This is a genomic window from Pseudarthrobacter equi, assembly GCF_900105535.1.
Lineage (GTDB): Bacteria > Actinomycetota > Actinomycetes > Actinomycetales > Micrococcaceae > Arthrobacter > Arthrobacter equi.
This window is the reverse complement of record NZ_LT629779.1, coordinates 3,811,990-3,828,717: the sequence shown is the minus strand read 5'-3', so window position 1 is coordinate 3,828,717 and position 16,728 is coordinate 3,811,990. Positions and strand designations below refer to the sequence as shown.

Genomic DNA, 16,728 nt, shown 5'->3' with positions numbered 1-16,728 from the left:
ATGAAAATCGCACTATTCGCCACCTGCATCGTGGACGGCATGTATCCGCGGGCCGCCCAGGCCACGGTGGCGGTCCTGGAACGGCTGGGCCACGAGGTGGTCTTCCCCAAGGGCCAGGCCTGCTGCGGCCAGATGCACGTCAACAGCGGCTACTTCAAGGAAGCCGTGCCCGTGGTGGCCAACCACGTCCGGGCTTTCGAATCGGAGGACTACGACGTCGCGGTGGCGCCGTCCGGATCCTGTGTGGCGTCGGTGAAGCACCAGCACCCCATGGTGGCCCGCCGCGCAGGGGATGCCGGGCTCGAGGAGCGGGCAACCGCCGTCGGGAAGAAAACCTACGAACTGTCCGAACTCCTGGTGGACGTCCTGGGCGTCACCGATCCCGCCGGACAGTTGGGCTCCTACTTCCCGCACACGGTGACCTACCATCCCTCCTGCCACGGCATGCGCCTGCTCAAGCTAGGCGACCGGCAGGCCGGCCTGCTCCGCGGCGTGAAGGGCCTGGAGCTGCTGGACCTTCCCGAGGCGGACCAGTGCTGCGGGTTCGGCGGCACGTTCTCCGTGAAGAACGCCGACGTTTCTTCAGCGATGCTGGCAGACAAGACGGCGAACATCCGCAGCACCGGGGCGTCCGTATGCGCCGGCGGGGACTACTCCTGCCTGATGCACATCGGCGGTGGCCTCTCCCGGGAGGACTCAGGTGTGGCCACCCTGCACCTGGCCGAGATCCTCGCCAGCACCGAAGCCGAACCCGTCACCGTTCCAGGACCCGCCGGACAAACCGTGAAAGTAGTGGTCAAATAATGTCCCGCACCGCACTTGGAATGCCCGGCCTGCGGCCCGGCTCAGGGAACCTCTTCGCTGAGGAAAAGTTCCCCTCGGCGGCCCGGCGGGAGCTGGGAAACAGCCAGCTCCGCCGCAACCTGAAGCACGCCACCTCCACCATCCGCACCAAGCGCCTCAACGTCACCGGGGAACTGCCGGACTGGGAGGAACTGCGCGAGGCCGGCAGCGCCCTGAAGACCTCGGTGATGGCGCGCCTGCCCGAACTCCTGGAAGCCTTCGAAGCCAACGTCACCGCCCGCGGCGGCACGGTGCACTGGGCACGGGACGCAAGCGAGGCCAACCACATCATCCACGACCTGGTGAAGGCCGAGGGCGTGAACGAGGTTGTCAAGGTCAAGTCGATGGCCACCCAGGAAATCGGCATGAACGAGTACCTCGAAGAACACGGCATCGCCGCCTACGAGACGGACCTGGCAGAACTCATCGTCCAGCTGGACCACGACAAGCCCAGCCACATCCTGGTCCCGGCGATCCACAAGAACCGCACCGAAGTCCGCGACATCTTCCTCAAGGACATGCCCGGCGTCGATCCGGACCTCACGGACGAACCGCGCTGCCTCGCCATGGCCGCCCGCGCCCACCTGCGCGCCAAGTTCCTCACCGCCAAAGTGGCGATCTCCGGCGCGAACTTCGGCATCGCAGACTCCGGGACCCTCAGCGTGGTGGAGTCCGAAGGCAACGGCCGCATGTGCCTCACGCTCCCCGAAACCCTCATCACGGTCATGGGCATCGAGAAACTGCTGCCCACCTTTTCCGACCTTGAGGTGTTCCTGCAGCTCCTTCCGCGTTCCTCCACCGGCGAGCGGATGAACCCCTACACCTCCCTCTGGACCGGGGTCACCGAAGGGGACGGGCCTTCCACGTTCCACGTCATCCTGCTGGACAACGGACGGACCAACGCCCTGGCCGATGAGATGGGCCGCTCGGCCCTCCACTGCATCCGCTGCAGCGCCTGCATCAACGTCTGCCCCGTCTACGAACGCACCGGTGGCCACGCCTACGGCTCAACGTACCCGGGCCCCATCGGCGCCATCCTGTCGCCGCTGATGACCGGCGTCGAAGCCGAGGAGAACGGTTCACTGCCGTACGCGTCCTCGCTCTGCGGGGCCTGCTACGACGCCTGCCCGGTCAAGATCAACATCCCTGACATCCTGGTCCACCTCCGCGGAAAGGACGTGGACGCCCACCGCGGCGGACTCCCGTCCCAAATGGACGTCGGGCTCAAGGCAGCCTCCTGGGCGCTGTCCGACGGACGCCGGCTGGGCGCCGTTGAAAAGCTCCTGCCCCTGGGCCGCGCCGCCGCCGGCAAGGACAAGAAGATCAAGAAACTGCCGGGGATCGCCGCCGGCTGGACCCAGAGCCGCGACATCCCCGCGCCCCCGTCCCGGTCCTTCCGCGACTGGTGGGCCAAGGAGCACAAGGAATCATGAGCACCCGCGAACACATCCTCGCCGCCGTCCGCACCGCGCTGCAGGACGCTCCCGCCGTCCCGGACATCCCGCGGGACTACCGGCTGGAGGGGGACCTCAACGCGCAGGAACGCATCGACGTGCTGGTGGACCGGCTGGAGGACTATAAAGCGGGTGTGACGGTGGTGGACGGATCCGCCGTTCCGGCCACCATCCAGGGCCTCCTCGCCGGCGCGGGCTCCTACGTGGTGCCCGCCGGGCTGGACCCGGCCTGGCTCGCGTGGGAAACCGAACCTTCCAGGGTGAAGTACGACGGCGGCGGGCACGGCGCGCGGTCCGTCACCGAACTCGACGCAACCGACGCCGTCGTGACCTCCAGCGCGGTGACCGTCGCCGAATCCGGGACCATCATCCTGGACGGCAGCCCCGACCAGGGCCGCCGCGCCATCTCGCTGATCCCGGACCACCACATCTGCGTGGTCCACAGCCGCGACATCACCCAGATCCTCCCCGAAGCCCTCCGCCGCCTGGACGGCACCCGCCCGCTCACCATGATCAGCGGCCCCAGCGCCACCTCGGACATCGAACTCGAACGCGTTGAAGGCGTCCACGGGCCACGCCGGCTGGACGTCATCATCATCAAGCAGTCCGGGAACCTGCCCGCGTCATAGGATCTAGCCATGCCCCTCTTTGACCTTCCCCTGGCCCAGCTCCGCGGCTATACCTCCGACGTGACACCGCCCAACGACCTTGCAGCGTTTTGGGACACGACCATCGAAGAGGCGCGGGCCTTTCCGCTGGAAGCCACCTTCGAACCTGTCGAGAACTACCTCACCCTCATCGACACGTTCGACGCCACATTTGCCGGGTACGGCGGGGCGCCCATCAAAGGCTGGCTGCACCTGCCGGCCAACCGCGAACCGGGTGCACGCCTGCCCGTGGTGGTCCAGTATGCCGGATACTCCGGTGGCCGCGGCCTGGTCAACCAGGACACCCGCTGGGCCCAGGCAGGCTACGCGCACTTCATCATGGACACCCGCGGACAGGGTTACGGCGGCCTCATCGGCGATACGCCGGACCCGCACCCCTCCGCGGGGGACGTAGCCCACGCGGGCCTCATGACCCGGGGTGCCGGAAGCAGGGAGGACTACTACTACCGGCGCGTCTACGTGGACGCCTTCCGGGCCGTGGAGGCCGCGCAGTCCCATCCCGGCGTCGACCCCCGCAAGGTGGTGCTGGCCGGCGTCAGCCAGGGCGGCGGCATTGTGGTGGCCACGGCAGGCCTTGCGGCCGGAAGGCTCGACGGCGTCATCGCCGCGCTGCCCGACGTCCCCTTCCTGCAGGACTTCCCGCGCGCCATCGACATCACACCCCGCGGCCCCTACCCGGAAATCGCCCAGTTCCTTGGCCGCCACCGCGACCGCTACGACTCCATCCTCGAAGTCCTGCGGTATTTCGACGGCGTGAACCTGGCCCGCTGGGCAACCGTGCCGGCGCTCTACTCGGTGGCGCAAATGGATGACATCTGCCCACCGTCCACGGTCTTCGCCAGCTTCAACGCCTACGGCGCGGGTGACGCCGGTTCTTCCGGAACCGGGGCGGCCAAGGAGATCGAGGTCTACCGGTTCAACAACCACGAAGGCGGCCAGGAACACCAGTGGATCAGGCAGCTGTTGTTTCTGCGCAAGATTTTGGGGTAACTTCCTTCCTGCAGGCTGAGAAAGCGGTTTCTAAGCCTGCAGCGAGGGAGAAATGAAGAAGCTCACCAGGCGCAGCATCGTCGCGTACGGCGCCGGCGATGCCGCCAACAGCATGATCATCAGCACCGCAAACATGTTCCTGCTGGTGTACTACACCGACGTTGCCGGCATCGCTGCCGCCGCCGCGGGCACCCTGCTGGTGGTGGCCCGCGTGTTCAACGCCGTCACGGATATCGCCGCGGGCCGCCTCGTGGACCGTGTGCAGGGGAAACGGTGGGGCAAGTTCCGGCCCTTCCTCATGTTCGGCTTCGTGCCACTGGTGCTCAGCGCAGCGGTGTTCCACGTCCCGGACGTGGATCCCGGCCTGAAACTCCTCTACGCCTACTGCACCTACGGGCTGGTGTGCCTGGCGTACAGCCTGGTCAACGTTCCGTATGGCTGCCTGGTGGGGGCCATGACCCGTGACCCGCGGCAACGTGCACGGCTGGCCGGTGCCCGGACCATCGGCGGCCTCTCCGCCGGGGCGGTCCTGGGATTCGTCATCGCACCCCTGCTCGGCGCCGGCGGGGACATGCAGCAGATCTTCACCATCCTCACCCTCGTGTTCGTGGGGGTCGGCTCGGTTCTCTACGTATTCACCGGCAGTGCCTGCCGCGAACAGTCGGGGGCAAGCATTCCCCGGATCACGCTGCGCCAAAGTATCGACGCCCTGAAGTCCAATTCGCCGCTGCTGGTGCTCTGCGTCAGTTCCGTGCTCTTCGTGACCGGAAACTCCGCCACCGGCGCTGCCCAATTCTTCTACCTGCGCGATGTGCTGGCCCGCGTGGACCTGTTTCCGGTCATGGCCGCCACCCAGGTGGTCATCACCCTGACCCTGGCGGTCATGATCCCCAGGCCCGTGGCACGGTGGGGCAAGAAGGCAGTGTTCACGGCAGGGTGCGTCCTGGGTGTGGTGGGTGGGGTGGTGGTCTTCCTGGCTCCTGCCAGCCTGCCGGCATTGGCGGTGGGCGGCATCGTCCTGGCCCAGCTCTCCTCCGCCACCGTGGGAATCCTCACCTGGGCACTCATCGCGGACACCGTGGAGTATGGCGAGTGGAAGACCGGCGTGCGGGTCCAGGGCATCAACTATGCCCTCCTCGCGGCCACCAGAAAGCTGGGCATGGGCTTCGGCGGGGGACTGGTGGCGTACGCCCTTGCCTGGGGAGCCTACGACGGCGGCCTCCGGGAACAGGCGGAGGGTGCCCTCCTGGCCATCCGTGCTTCGGCGGGACTGCTGCCGGCCATCCTGGTGCTGGCCGCCGTCGTCACCATGTCCTGGTACCGCCTTACGGACCGCCGGCATGCCGAGCTGGTGGCCGAACTGGCGCGTGATCCTGCGTAACGTTTTGCGGCCGGAGCAATTCCGGGGCTATGGTCTTCCCATGACTAACCGTTGGTATGCGTATTTTTCGTTGGCTCTGGAGGGGCCCGCGTCTAACTGACACGCATCCAACTTTCCTTCAGAGCCAACAGGGCAGAGATCATTCTCTGCCCTTCGCCGTTTCTCCGGCGGGTTCTGAAATCCGGGCCCGCTTCCCATCTGGAACAGGACCCGAACATGAGCACCGCAACAGCCGCAGCAGCACCATCCACCTCGAACCTGCGCGTCAGCGAATTCACCCCGCTGCCCACCCCTTCCGAACTGATCGCGGACCTGCCCCTCGACGCGCAGGTGGCCGCCGTCGTCGAACGCGGCCGCGATGAAGTCCGCGCCGTCATGGACGGCGTGGACGACCGCCTGCTGGTGATCGTGGGCCCGTGCTCCATCCACGACCCCAAGGCCGGGCTGGAATACGCCCGCCGGCTGGTCAGCCAGGCTGAGAAGCACAAGGAAGACCTGCTGATCGTCATGCGGACCTACTTCGAGAAGCCGCGCACCACGGTGGGCTGGAAGGGCCTGATCAACGATCCACGGCTGGACGGCAGCCACGACATGGTCACCGGCCTGCGTACTGCACGCCACTTCCTGCAGCAGGTCACCGCCCTTGGACTGCCCACCGCCACCGAGTTCCTGGAACCGATCAGCCCGCAGTACATGGCCGACCTCATCTCCTGGGGCGCCATCGGGGCCCGCACCACCGAGAGCCAGATCCACCGCCAGCTCGCATCCGGCCTGTCCATGCCCATCGGGTTCAAGAACGGGACCGACGGCGGCCTGCAGGTTGCCATCGACGCCTGCGGTGCCGCTGCGGCAGCCCAGGCGTTCCTGGGGATCGACGGCGACGGCCGGGCCGCGTTGGTGGCCACTGCCGGCAACCCGGACACGCACGTCATCCTCCGCGGCGGACGCAAGGGCCCCAACTACTCGACGGCCGACGTCGAAGCCGCTTCCGCCACCCTGGCCGGCAAGGGACTGAATCCGCGCCTGATCGTGGACGCCAGCCACGCCAACAGCGGCAAGAGCCACCACCGCCAGGCGGAGGTGGCACTGGAAATCGGCGCGCAGCTCGAAGAGGGCGGCCCCGCCGCGCACGCGATCGCCGGCGTCATGCTCGAGAGCTTCCTGGTGGGAGGCGCCCAGAACCTGGATGTCGTGGAGCACGCTGCGGGCCGGGATGAGCTGGTCTACGGGCAGAGTGTCACGGATGCGTGCATGGAGTGGGACGTCTCGGCATCGGTGCTGGAACAGCTGGCCGCCTCGGCCCGCAAGCGCCGCGGCTGACGAGGCCCACGGGAAGGGTGGTACGCCGGGCAAATAGGGGGACCCTACTACTTTCACTTCTGCCACAGGAACATCTAGAGTATCTGGATAGGTGGTTGGTGGATGGCTCAGCATCGGAACACCGCATTTGGTACGAACCTGGGGTCCACTGTGTCCATCCGTCAGCAAAGGAAAATAGGGAAATGTCCGCAGAACAGAACTTCTCGAACGCGAAGTTCCTGACCGTGGCAGAAGTTGCCGAGGTCATGCGCGTCTCCAAAATGACCGTCTACCGCCTGGTGCACTCCGGTGAAATGCCGGCAGTCCGCTTTGGCCGCTCCTACCGCGTGCCCGAGACTGCTGTGGACCAGTACCTCAGGGGCGCCGTGGTGGACGGGCACGCAGGCACCGCCTGAGCCAGTCCCGCCGCAAATCCGGTATTCGTGCCGGGTGAACGCCGTGCCGGTTAGAAGCGGCCTCCCGGAAGCGGTACCCTGTTAAGGAACGTTTTACGTCATTGTAAGAATCTGTCAGTTGTTCAGTTCGTAGCTTTGTCCGCGGACCATTTCCATCAGACAGGTACTGCATCTAGTTTGTAAGGAACTTTCGTGGGTTCAGTTATCAAGAAGCGTCGCAAGCGTATGGCCAAGAAGAAGCACCGCAAGCTGCTTCGCAAGACCCGTCACCAGCGCCGCAATAAGAAGTAGAGATACTTCGAACAGCGTGGAAATGCCCGCCGCCTTCCGAGGTGGCGGGCATTTCTTTTGCCTACAGAGGTGCCTGCCTTACGCCCGGGGGCCGCGGATCCTCGCGAAGCCCTTCCAGAGGCCGTACACGGCGCCGCCCATGGTTGCGGCCTTGAGGCCGAACGTTGCAGCCCGGCGGCCGGCGCGGAAGTCGTACACCGGCCAGTTGTTGTCGCGCGCGTGGCGGCGCAGCTTGGCGTCCGGATTGATGGCCACCGGATGGCCCACCAGGGACAGCAGCGGAATGTCGTTATAGGAGTCGCTGTAGGCCCAGCAGCGCTTGAGGTCCAGGTCCTCGGCGTCGGCGATGCCCTGCACCGCCACCGCTTTGGCGGAGCCGTGCAGGATATCCCCCACCAGCCTGCCGGTATACATCCCGTCGGAGACCTCGCCCACCGTTCCCAGCGCGCCGGTCAGGCCCAGCCGTGTTGAGATGACGGTGGCAACTTCAATGGGGGTGGCGGTAACCAGCCAGACGCGGCGGCCCACCCTGAGGTGCTGTTCGGCCAGTGCCTTGGCCCCGGGCCAGATCCGCGAGGCGATCATCTCGTCGTAGACCTCTTCGCCCAGCGCCTTGATGTCGTCCACGGCGATGCCTGCAGCGAGGGTGAGCGCGGAATCACGGACAGCGTGGACGTCGTCGATGTTCTCGCCGCGGGCCACGAACTTGAACTGCTTCCAGGCGAACCCGGCTGCCTCGGCCAGCGTGAACGCCCCCCGCTGGTGCATCTTCCGGGCAACATGGAACAGGCTGGCGCCGCGCATGAGGGTGTTGTCCACATCGAAAAACGCCGCCTCGCCCGGCTGCGGCGCAGCGACCGGCCGGGTCACAACTGCGACGTATTTCTCCTCGGGCATGGACTTGAGTCTAGTCAATCCACCGGGCGGCCGCGGTCGGCATGCCGGGCGTGGTGTGGGCGCGCTTCAACGGCGCTACCGTTAAAGCATGCCCACACCCCATGTTGTCCTGGTCACCAAAGCGAACTGCCACCTGTGCGAGGACGCGCGCGACGCCGTCGGCCGGGTCACTGCCGCATTGGGCCTTACGTGGAGCGAAGAGTTGGTGGACAACCAGCCGGAACTGCGCGAACGCTATGCGGAGGAAATTCCCGTGGTCCTCGTGGACGGTGTGCAGCGCGACTTCTGGAAGATCGACGAAGCCAGGCTGGAACGCGTCCTGCAGCGGGCCATGGCGCAGTAGGGGGAGCGGTCCGACGTGACGGTACCTGCTTTGTTGGCACCGGCGATGGGGCTCTAGAGTGGAGGCACAACGCGATGCAAGGGAGGGGCTGGTGACTTCGCTGGACTCAACTCCCCAGGCTGTCCCGGACCTGCCGGACGCCACGGGTACGCCAGCCAAGCAGATTCCGCCCGCAGCGGTGGCCCGGCTGACGATCTACCTCCGCGCCCTCAACACCCTGCTGGCCGACGGCATCGAGCGGGTATCCTCCGAATCGCTGGCCGAAGCCTCCGGAGTAAGCTCCTCCACCCTCCGCAAGGACCTCTCCCACGTCGGCTCTTACGGCACCCGCGGAGTGGGCTACGAAGTCCAGTACCTGAGCCGCCATATCGCTGCCGCCCTCGGCCTGACGCACGACTGGAAAGTTGCCATTGTGGGCGCCGGCAACCTGGGCAAGGCCCTGGCCCGGTATGGCGGGTTCGAGTCCCGGGGATTCGACGTGGTGGCCATCTTTGACGCCGACCAGATGGTGGTGGGAAACGAAGTGGGATGGCTGCGGGTCAGCGATGTCGCGGACCTGGAGGCGGTGCTGCACCGGACCGGGGCCAACATGGTGGTGCTGGCGTTGCCGGCATCCGTGGCCCAGGATGTCTGCGACCGTGTGGTGGCAGCCGGCGTTCGGAGCGTCCTGAGCTTCGCCCCGGTGATGCTGCAGGTCCCCGAGGGGGTTAACCTGCGCAAGGTGGACATGGCCACCGAACTGCAGATCCTTGCCTACCACGCACAACGGGCGCAGGCCCCGGAGCAGACTGCCTAGGAAAACGGCAGGTCCGGAACCCGCGCCCGCGGGAGTGGAACTAAAGGGTCAGCGGCCGTACGGGCCGCTGAAACCGCCACCATAAGGGTTGGCGAAGGGCTGCTGCTTCCGGAAATACGGGGCAGCGGCCGGCAGGTACAGCAGCACGATGGCCGCGATGCCCAGGACGGTGCCGAGCGTGCCGAACGTGGGGATGCCGAACAGCCCGAAGACCGACAGGCCCGCGAAGACCGTTCCCAGGATGCGTGCCCAGTTCTTGCCCTTGCGGACAAAGAACGCCACCAGGAAGTACAAGCCGGCGCCGAGGATGGCGAACGCCACGAGGGTGCCGCCGATGAAGCCCTGGACGTCGTCGTACGTCACGCCCGCGGCGCCGCTCGACTCCATCTGGTCTTCGAACGTCTGGCGGAACGCGGGGTCGTTCAGCTGGCCGAGGCCCGTCAGCATGGAAATCACGAAAATGGCTGCTGCCGCGAGAAGGAGCCAGAACGAGATGTTGACCAGCTGGGGAACGCCGTTGCTGCCGGCCGGCTGGGGCTGCTCGGACGGGTAGGGGGACTGGCCGTACGGCGACTGGCCGAACTGCTGGCCGCCCGGGGCGTTCTGCCCGAACTGCTGTCCGTAACCCTGGCCGTACTGCTGGCCCTGCTGGGGCGCGTTCTGGCCGTATTGCGGCGTGGCCGGCGGCTGCGAACTGAACTGCTGGCCCTGCTGCGGCGCGTTTTGCCCGTACTGGGGTGCGTTCTGGCCGTACTGCGGCTGGTCCTGGCCCTGCTGCGGCGCATTCTGGCCGTACTGGGGTGCGTTCTGGCCATACTGCGGGGCGTTTTCGCCAAAGCGCGGCGGCTGGTTGCCGGCATCGCCGTTGGTGTCCGGGTTGCCGGTGTTTGAACTGCCGGAGCGGGGATCGTTTGATCCCGGCGGCGGGACAGGGGGAGTGCTCATGAGCGGTCCTCTATTCATGTCGGGTTACAGGTGGGTTGCCGAGGATCGGTCCAGTGCCCCTACCCCCAGCATGACTTAAGACCACCGTACCCCCGGCCGCTGCCCTTGGGGATCATTCGGAAGAGGTATTCCGGCGCGGACTTCCGCGGAACCAGGCCTGCGCCTTCGGTAACCACATCAGGACGGTTGCAGCCAGCGCCACCACGAACGCCACCCAGTTCCCGGCCTGGCCGGTACCGGCGGAGCCGTTCACCACAGCGAGGCCAAGGGTGATGGCCGCCAGCACAGTGAGGGCCACCCGTGCCCAGGACCGTCCTGCCTTCATCTTGAGCGCGAACACCATCTGGGCCACCCCCACCGCGGCGGCCAGCAGCATCAGCACCACCACACCCATGGCGGCCGCCGGTGCGGCGGCGAACAGGACCAGCGAAGCCAGCATGCCCAGCAGGCCGCCCAGCATGGACAGGACACCGCCCACAAACCAGATCCAGAAGGAGACCTTGAGTTCAAGGGGCAGCCCGGCGAGGGAAAACATCGCGGCAGCCCCGCTGCGGGGAGCGGTGGGGGAGTTGCTCATGGCGTTCACTGTATCGCCGTCGTCGTGCGTGGCCGGGCCTGGCGCTCCCGCGCCGCATGTGCCGGGCCGGGCGCTGCGTAAGGGACGCTGCTTAAACTGGAAACCCCGGCCCGCCCTGGGGGCGGCGCCGGGGTTTCGCCCGAAGGATTCGGTGCTTATGCGGCGGGGGCGATGAACGCCAGTTCCAGGTTGATGGCAACCTTGTCGCTGACCAGTACGCCACCGGTCTCGAGGACGGCGTTCCAGGTCAGGCCGAAGTCCTTGCGGCTGATGGTGGTCTCTGCGGAGACTCCGGCGCGGGTGTTGCCGAAGGGATCAACGGCCACGCCGTTGAATTCGGTTTCGAGGGTCACGGGGCGGGTGACGCCCTTGATGGTGAGGTCGCCGGTCAGTTCGTAGCTGTTGCCCTTGGCCACCAGGCCGTTGGACACGAAGGACATTTCCGGGAACTTCTCCACGTCGAAGAAGTCCTCGCCCTTGACGTGGCCGTCGCGGTTGGCGTCGCCGGAGTCGAAGCTGGCGGTGTTGATGGTGGCGGCGATCTTGGACTGGGCCACGTCCTCGGCGAGCTCGAGCGTGGCGGTGGCGTCGGTGAACTGCCCGCGTACCTTGCTGATGCCGGCGTGCCGGACGGTGAAGCCGATTTCGCTGTGGGAGTTGTCGAGGGTCCAGGTGCCGGTGGTGACGTCTGCGGGAAGTGCCATGATGTTGCTCCTTGTGTCTGCGTGCCTGAGGGGTTCTGCCGTTGAAGCTTCATCGGTTGAAGTCTCAACTAACTTGCTGCATCCAGTATAAACATGCATTTGCATCTTTTGTTCCCGCCTTTGGAACATTTCTTCAAAAACTTCAGTTCTACTCTTTGTAGAAGATTTCGGATCGCAGGCCATCTTTGAGAAACTGGTAAACATGCCCCAAGCCACTGTCCATCTGCTCCGCCACGGCGAGGTCCATAATCCCGACGGCGTTCTGTACGGACGGCTGCCCGAATTCCACCTCTCGGAACTGGGGCGGGAGATGGCCCGCATGCTCGCCGGGCACTTCCGGGAACAGGTGGAAGCCGGCGCCAGGATCACCTATCTTGCTGCCTCTCCGCTGGACCGGGCCCAGGAAACGGCGGCCCCCACGGCAGAAGCGTTGCGCCTTCAGATCCACACCGACGCCCGCATCATCGAAGCCGAAAACTACTTCGAGGGGATGAAGGTCACCAAGGCCGAACTGCGCCGGCCGAAGCACTGGCCGCGGCTGGTCAACCCGCTGCGGCCGTCCTGGGGCGAGCCCTACAAGCAGCAGGCAACCCGCGTCATGGAAGCGGTCCAGGACGCACGCCTGCGCGCCATCGACTTTGCCGGCGGCGACTACGGCACCAACGGCCCCGAAGCCATCATGGTCAGCCACCAGCTGCCCATCTGGGCCACCCGCCTCAGCGCGGAGGGCAAGCCGCTCTGGCATGACCCGCGGAAACGCGAATGCACCCTCACCTCCATCACGTCCCTGGTGTTCGACGACGACGGCAGCCTCCTGCGCGTCAAGTACAGCGAACCGGCGGCGTCCCTTCTTCCCGGTGCCGCCAGCACCCCTGGAGCCTAAGCAGTGACCCACAACAACCTGACCTCCCGCCGCAGCGTGCTGGCTGCCGGCGGCTTCGTCCTGACCGCGCTCACCATGGGCCTTTCGGGCTGCGCCCAGGAAGACGCCCTGGCGAAGCAGGCCAGGGCCGGCGACAACAAGAACTACGTTGCCGGCGACGGCTCCGTCACAGAGTTCGCCGCCGCGGACCGCAAGGACGCCATCCAGGTCAACGGCACCCTCTTCAACGGCACCACGGTGACCCCGGCAGACTTCCAGGGCAAGGTGACCATCCTGAACTTCTGGTTCGCCGCCTGCGCCCCGTGCCGGGTGGAAGCCCCCATCCTCGAGGAGCTCCACCAGGAGTTCAAGGACCAGGGCGTGCAGTTCTACGGCGTCAACCTCCGCGATGAGAAGGCAACCGCGGAAGCGTTCGACAAGACGTTCAACCTCACCTACCCCAGCTTCGACGACAAGGACGGCGGCGTGCTGCTGTCCGTCTCCGGGTTGGTTCCTCCCGGCGCGGTACCCACCACCCTGGTCCTGGACAAGCAGGGGCGCGTGGCTTCCCGCGTCCTGGGCGAAATCCAGAAGGGCACCCTGAACGCCCTGATCACCGCCGCCGTGGCTGAGTAGCGGCGGCGCGGTCCCGTGAACAGCCCCTTCGCCGAAACCATCCTGAACGGATCGATCCTGCTCGCCATCCCCGTGGCGCTGCTGGCCGGCCTGGTCTCCTTCCTCTCTCCCTGCGTGCTGCCCCTGGTCCCGGGTTACCTGGGCTACGTCACCGGGCTCAGCGGCGTTGACCTGCAGAAGCAGCGGCGGGGCCGGATGTTCGCGGGCATCGGGCTGTTCGTACTGGGTTTCTCCGTGATCTTCGTCCTGCTGGGCGGGGCCTTCGGGCAGCTGGGCACCCTGATTACCGGCTCACAGAACGCCTGGATCACCCAGCTGCTGGGCGTGCTGGTCATCATCATGGGGGTGGTGTTCATGGGTGGCCTGGGCTGGCTGCAGCGTGACGCCAAGATCCACGCCAAGCCGCCTGCCGGCCTGTGGGGTGCGCCGCTGCTGGGCCTGACCTTCGGCCTGGGGTGGGCGCCGTGCATCGGGCCTACCTACTCCGCTGTCCAGCTGCTCAGCCTCTCCGGCGGCTCGTCAGCAGCGAAGGGCGCCTTCCTGGCGTTCGTCTACAGCCTTGGCCTGGGCATCCCGTTCCTGCTGATCGCGCTCGCTGTGCGCCGCGGGATGGGTGTCATGGCATTTTTCCGCAAGCACCGGCTCGCCATCCAGCGGACCGGCGGCGGCATCCTGGTGGTGCTGGGTGTGCTGATGGCCACCGGCGTCTGGGGGACCTGGGTGACCGAGCTGCAGTACTGGTTCCAAACCGACGTGAAGTTGCCGATCTGATGAGCGAGCGTGTGAACGTAAAGAAGAAGTCCCCCGCCCCGGATGCGGACAAGGTGTCAGCGGCAAAGGCTGAGGCCGCGCTGCCCGCGCTTGGCCCCAAGGAGATGCTGCGGTTCGCCTGGACCCAGCTGACCAGCATGCGCACAGCGCTGTTCCTGCTGCTGCTCCTGGCCGTGGCCGCGGTTCCGGGATCGCTGTTTCCGCAGCGCCCGGCCAACCCCTCGAAGGTTACGGACTACATCAGTAACAACCCGGACTACGGCAAACTGCTGGATGCCCTGCAGCTGTTCGATGTCTATTCCTCGGTATGGTTCTCCGCCATCTACCTGCTGCTGTTCATCTCCCTGATCGGCTGCGTAGTGCCCCGCGCCATCGCCCACTACAAGGCCATGCGCTCCCAGCCGCCCCGGACGCCCAAGCGGCTCTCCCGCCTCCCCGAGTACGGCACGCTGGTCATTCCCGCCGACGCCGGGATCCCGGCGTCGGACGCCATCCACGGCGCCGCCGGGCTGCTTCGGAAGCGCGGCTACCGCGTTGAGGTAAGGGACGACGACGGCGCGCGGCCGTCTTTGGGCGCAGAACGCGGGCTCTCCAAAGAAGTGGGAAACCTGATTTTCCACACCTCCCTGATTGGGGTCCTGGTGTCCGTGGCCATCGGCGGCCTGTTTGGCTACAGCGGCCAGCGGATCCTGGTGGAGGGCGACACCTTTGTGAACACCCTGGTGGGCTATGACCAGTTCACGCCGGGCACCAACTTCCAGTCCAGCCAGCTGCAGCCCTACTCTGTGCAGCTGGACAAGTTCGACATCACCTTTGACCGCGAATCGCAGGGTAAGTTCGGCCAGCCCATCGACTTCTCGGCAGCCGTTACCACCAAGGAAAACCCTGACGCGCCCGCCAAGAAGGAGACGCTGAAGGTCAACGACCCCATCACCCTGGGCGGCACCAGCATCTACCTGACCGGCAACGGCTACGCCCCGGTGGTGACCATCCGCGACGGCGACGGCAACGTGGCCATGCAGGGCCCGGTGGTGGCCAAGCTGCAGGGTGACAACTACTACTCCTCGGTGGTCATCAAGGTCCCCGACGCCAAGCCGGACCAGCTCGGGTTCCAGGGCTTCTTCCTGCCGACGGCTTTCGTCACGGAGCAGGGCGTGTCCTTCAGCGGAGATCCTGATCTCTTCAACCCGCAGCTGTCCCTGAACTCCTACTACGGCGACCTTGGACTGGATACCGGCTCGCCGCAGAACGTCTTCGAGATCGATGTCAAGGACCTCACGCCGCTGAACGCCCGCAACCTAGACGCCGGCGGCATCACCCTGTCACCCGGCTCCACCTACACGCTGCCGGACGGCAAGGGCTCCATCAGCTTCGACGGCGTCAAGCGGTACGTCGGCGTGGACATCCACCACAACCCCGGCCAGCTGTACGCCCTGATCTTCGCGCTCCTGGCCGTGGCCGGCCTGATCCTCTCCCTGTACGTCAACCGCCGCCGCGCCTGGGTGCGCACCGGCACGCACGACGACGGCCGGACCATGGTGGAGTACGGCCTCCTGGCCCGCGGCGAAGACCACCGCCTGGCCGGGGAAGCTGCCGCCATCCGCACCCTGCTGGCCCAGGAATGGGGCCTCGCGGCCGATCCGCAGCAGGACGGCGACCGGCAGGACGATTCCACGCAGTCCCAGCAAACTCCCAGCAGCCTCGGCGATAATGGCGCAGGCACCCCCACCCCAGCAAGCCCCGCAGGGCCCGAAAAGGACCAGTAATGCCGTTTGGAATCAACGAAACCATGGGCCAGTACAGCGAGCTCTTCATGCTGCTGGCGGCGGGCACGTACACCGTAGCCTTCATTGCCTTCGCCTGGGACCTGGCCAAGAGCAGCCGGGCCCTCCAGGCCATCGACCTCAAGGCCGCACAGGCCGTTGAACCGGCCAAGGTTCCCGCCGCAGTGGGTGCGGGCAACCGTGCCGAGTCCAGCGTCGGCGGCCCGGCCGGCCGGGCCGAGCGTCCGTCGTCGTCCACGGCATCAGGCACCCCGGCGGGCGGCGGCATCATCACCGCCGGCGCCGACATGAAATACTCCGCCGCGCGGCGCGCCCCCGCCCGCGTTGCGGTGGCCCTCACCGTCCTGGGCGCCCTGATCCACGGCGCCGGCGTAGTCACCCGGGCACTCGGAGCCGGCCGCGTGCCGTGGGGCAACATGTACGAGTTCCTCACCACGGGCGCTTTCGTGGCCATTGCCGTGTTCCTGCTGGTCCTGATCCGCCGCGACCTCCGCTTCCTGGGCACCTTCGTGGTGGGCCTGGCCATCATCATGCTGGTGGCCGCGTCCGTGGCGTACTGGACCCCGGTGGGCCACCTGGTCCCCGCACTGCAGAGCTACTGGCTGATCATCCACGTCTCCATCGCCGTGATGTCCTCGGCCCTGTTCACCCTCACCTTCGCCATGTCCGCGCTGCAGCTGGTCCAGTCGCACCGGCAGAAGACCGTGGCCGCCGGCGGCGAGGACAAGCTGGGCTTCATGCGCCTGGTCCCCTCAGCCCTGAGCCTGGAAAACCTGTCCTACCGGATCAACGCCATCGCCTTCATCGGCTGGACCTTCACGCTCATGTTCGGCGCCATCTGGGCCGAGAAGGCATGGGGACGGTTCTGGGGCTGGGACACCAAGGAAGTCTGGACCTTCGTTATCTGGGTGGTCTACGCCGGCTACCTGCACGCCCGCGCCACCAGGGGCTGGACCGGAACCCGAGCGGCCTGGCTGTCGATCGTTGGCTACCTGTGCGTGGTCTTCAACTTCACCATCGTGAACCAGTTCTTCAACGGCCTGCACTCCTACTCGGGCCTCTGACACCCGG

Annotated in this window: 19 protein-coding genes; 15 read left to right on the top strand and 4 right to left on the bottom strand. The window is 66.5% G+C overall.

What is annotated here, in order from left to right; all coding sequences use genetic code 11:
* The 8 genes from BLT71_RS17455 to BLT71_RS17420 all read left to right on the top strand — a co-directional run bounded on the left by BLT71_RS17455 (window position 1) and on the right by BLT71_RS17420 (window position 7,342).
* Window positions 1–804, top strand: coding sequence for a (Fe-S)-binding protein (locus BLT71_RS17455; protein ID WP_091722817.1), 804 nt, complete (start codon window positions 1–3; stop codon window positions 802–804).
* On the top strand, window positions 804–2,276 hold the full coding sequence (locus BLT71_RS17450) for a LutB/LldF family L-lactate oxidation iron-sulfur protein (RefSeq protein WP_091722815.1): 1,473 nt from the start codon (window positions 804–806) through the stop codon (window positions 2,274–2,276). Before BLT71_RS17455 ends, BLT71_RS17450 begins: the two co-directional genes overlap by 1 nt.
* Complete coding sequence (locus BLT71_RS17445) at window positions 2,273–2,926, top strand: LutC/YkgG family protein (protein ID WP_091722812.1); 654 nt, start codon at window positions 2,273–2,275, stop codon at window positions 2,924–2,926. The genes BLT71_RS17450 and BLT71_RS17445 overlap by 4 nt, the downstream gene beginning before the upstream one ends.
* Window positions 2,927–2,935: 9 nt before the next feature.
* Complete coding sequence (locus BLT71_RS17440) at window positions 2,936–3,955, top strand: acetylxylan esterase (RefSeq protein WP_091722809.1); 1,020 nt, start codon at window positions 2,936–2,938, stop codon at window positions 3,953–3,955.
* 52 nt (window positions 3,956–4,007) lie between these two features.
* The gene (locus BLT71_RS17435) at window positions 4,008–5,336 is read left to right on the top strand and encodes a glycoside-pentoside-hexuronide (GPH):cation symporter (RefSeq protein ID WP_091722793.1); all 1,329 of its coding nucleotides are present in this window, start codon (window positions 4,008–4,010) and stop codon (window positions 5,334–5,336) included.
* Between the two features lie 216 nt (window positions 5,337–5,552).
* Complete coding sequence (locus tag BLT71_RS17430) at window positions 5,553–6,656, top strand: 3-deoxy-7-phosphoheptulonate synthase (RefSeq protein ID WP_091722790.1); 1,104 nt, start codon at window positions 5,553–5,555, stop codon at window positions 6,654–6,656.
* A 182-nt stretch (window positions 6,657–6,838) separates the two neighbouring features.
* Complete coding sequence (locus tag BLT71_RS17425; protein ID WP_045729294.1) at window positions 6,839–7,051, top strand: helix-turn-helix domain-containing protein; 213 nt, start codon at window positions 6,839–6,841, stop codon at window positions 7,049–7,051.
* A gap of 192 nt (window positions 7,052–7,243) precedes the next feature.
* Window positions 7,244–7,342: a 30S ribosomal protein bS22 gene (locus tag BLT71_RS17420; RefSeq protein ID WP_003792170.1), complete on the top strand. Its 99-nt coding sequence runs from the start codon at window positions 7,244–7,246 to the stop codon at window positions 7,340–7,342.
* A 78-nt stretch (window positions 7,343–7,420) separates the two neighbouring features.
* Here the strand turns inward: BLT71_RS17420 and BLT71_RS17415 are convergent, their stop codons facing one another.
* Entirely contained in the window at window positions 7,421–8,239 is an 819-nt protein-coding gene (locus BLT71_RS17415; protein WP_091722788.1) for an HAD family hydrolase, read from the bottom strand.
* An 88-nt stretch (window positions 8,240–8,327) separates the two neighbouring features.
* Here BLT71_RS17415 and BLT71_RS17410 point away from each other — a divergent pair, with 88 nt between their 5' ends.
* Window positions 8,328–8,582 carry a glutaredoxin family protein gene (locus BLT71_RS17410; protein WP_015938254.1) on the top strand — a complete coding sequence of 85 codons (255 nt, stop codon included), beginning with the start codon at window positions 8,328–8,330 and terminating at the stop codon, window positions 8,580–8,582.
* Between the two features lie 91 nt (window positions 8,583–8,673).
* Complete coding sequence (locus BLT71_RS17405) at window positions 8,674–9,378, top strand: redox-sensing transcriptional repressor Rex (protein WP_091722786.1); 705 nt, start codon at window positions 8,674–8,676, stop codon at window positions 9,376–9,378.
* A gap of 48 nt (window positions 9,379–9,426) precedes the next feature.
* Here the strand turns inward: BLT71_RS17405 and BLT71_RS17400 are convergent, their stop codons facing one another.
* The 3 genes from BLT71_RS17400 to BLT71_RS17390 form a co-directional block, all read right to left on the bottom strand.
* Window positions 9,427–10,323: a Yip1 family protein gene (locus BLT71_RS17400; RefSeq protein WP_091722784.1), complete on the bottom strand. Its 897-nt coding sequence runs from the start codon at window positions 10,321–10,323 to the stop codon at window positions 9,427–9,429.
* 112 nt (window positions 10,324–10,435) lie between these two features.
* Window positions 10,436–10,900, bottom strand: coding sequence for a hypothetical protein (locus tag BLT71_RS17395; protein WP_091724132.1), 465 nt, complete (start codon window positions 10,898–10,900; stop codon window positions 10,436–10,438).
* Window positions 10,901–11,055: 155 nt separating this feature from the next.
* Entirely contained in the window at window positions 11,056–11,604 is a 549-nt protein-coding gene (locus BLT71_RS17390; RefSeq protein WP_015938250.1) for a YceI family protein, read from the bottom strand.
* A gap of 202 nt (window positions 11,605–11,806) precedes the next feature.
* Here BLT71_RS17390 and BLT71_RS17385 point away from each other — a divergent pair, with 202 nt between their 5' ends.
* From BLT71_RS17385 to ccsB, 5 genes are read left to right on the top strand one after another with little or no spacing between them, the layout of a single operon-like run.
* Window positions 11,807–12,487: a histidine phosphatase family protein gene (locus BLT71_RS17385; RefSeq protein ID WP_091722782.1), complete on the top strand. Its 681-nt coding sequence runs from the start codon at window positions 11,807–11,809 to the stop codon at window positions 12,485–12,487.
* Window positions 12,488–12,523: 36 nt separating this feature from the next.
* Window positions 12,524–13,102, top strand: a complete 579-nt coding sequence (locus tag BLT71_RS17380) for a TlpA family protein disulfide reductase (protein WP_091724130.1) — start codon at window positions 12,524–12,526, stop codon at window positions 13,100–13,102.
* 15 nt (window positions 13,103–13,117) lie between these two features.
* Window positions 13,118–13,873, top strand: a complete 756-nt coding sequence (locus BLT71_RS17375) for a cytochrome c biogenesis CcdA family protein (RefSeq protein ID WP_091722779.1) — start codon at window positions 13,118–13,120, stop codon at window positions 13,871–13,873.
* Window positions 13,873–15,639, top strand: a complete 1,767-nt coding sequence (gene resB, locus BLT71_RS17370; RefSeq protein ID WP_091722776.1) for a cytochrome c biogenesis protein ResB — start codon at window positions 13,873–13,875, stop codon at window positions 15,637–15,639. The genes BLT71_RS17375 and resB overlap by 1 nt, the downstream gene beginning before the upstream one ends.
* Window positions 15,639–16,721, top strand: coding sequence for a c-type cytochrome biogenesis protein CcsB (gene ccsB, locus BLT71_RS17365; RefSeq protein ID WP_091722773.1), 1,083 nt, complete (start codon window positions 15,639–15,641; stop codon window positions 16,719–16,721). The genes resB and ccsB overlap by 1 nt, the downstream gene beginning before the upstream one ends.
* Window positions 16,722–16,728 lie beyond the last annotated feature (7 nt).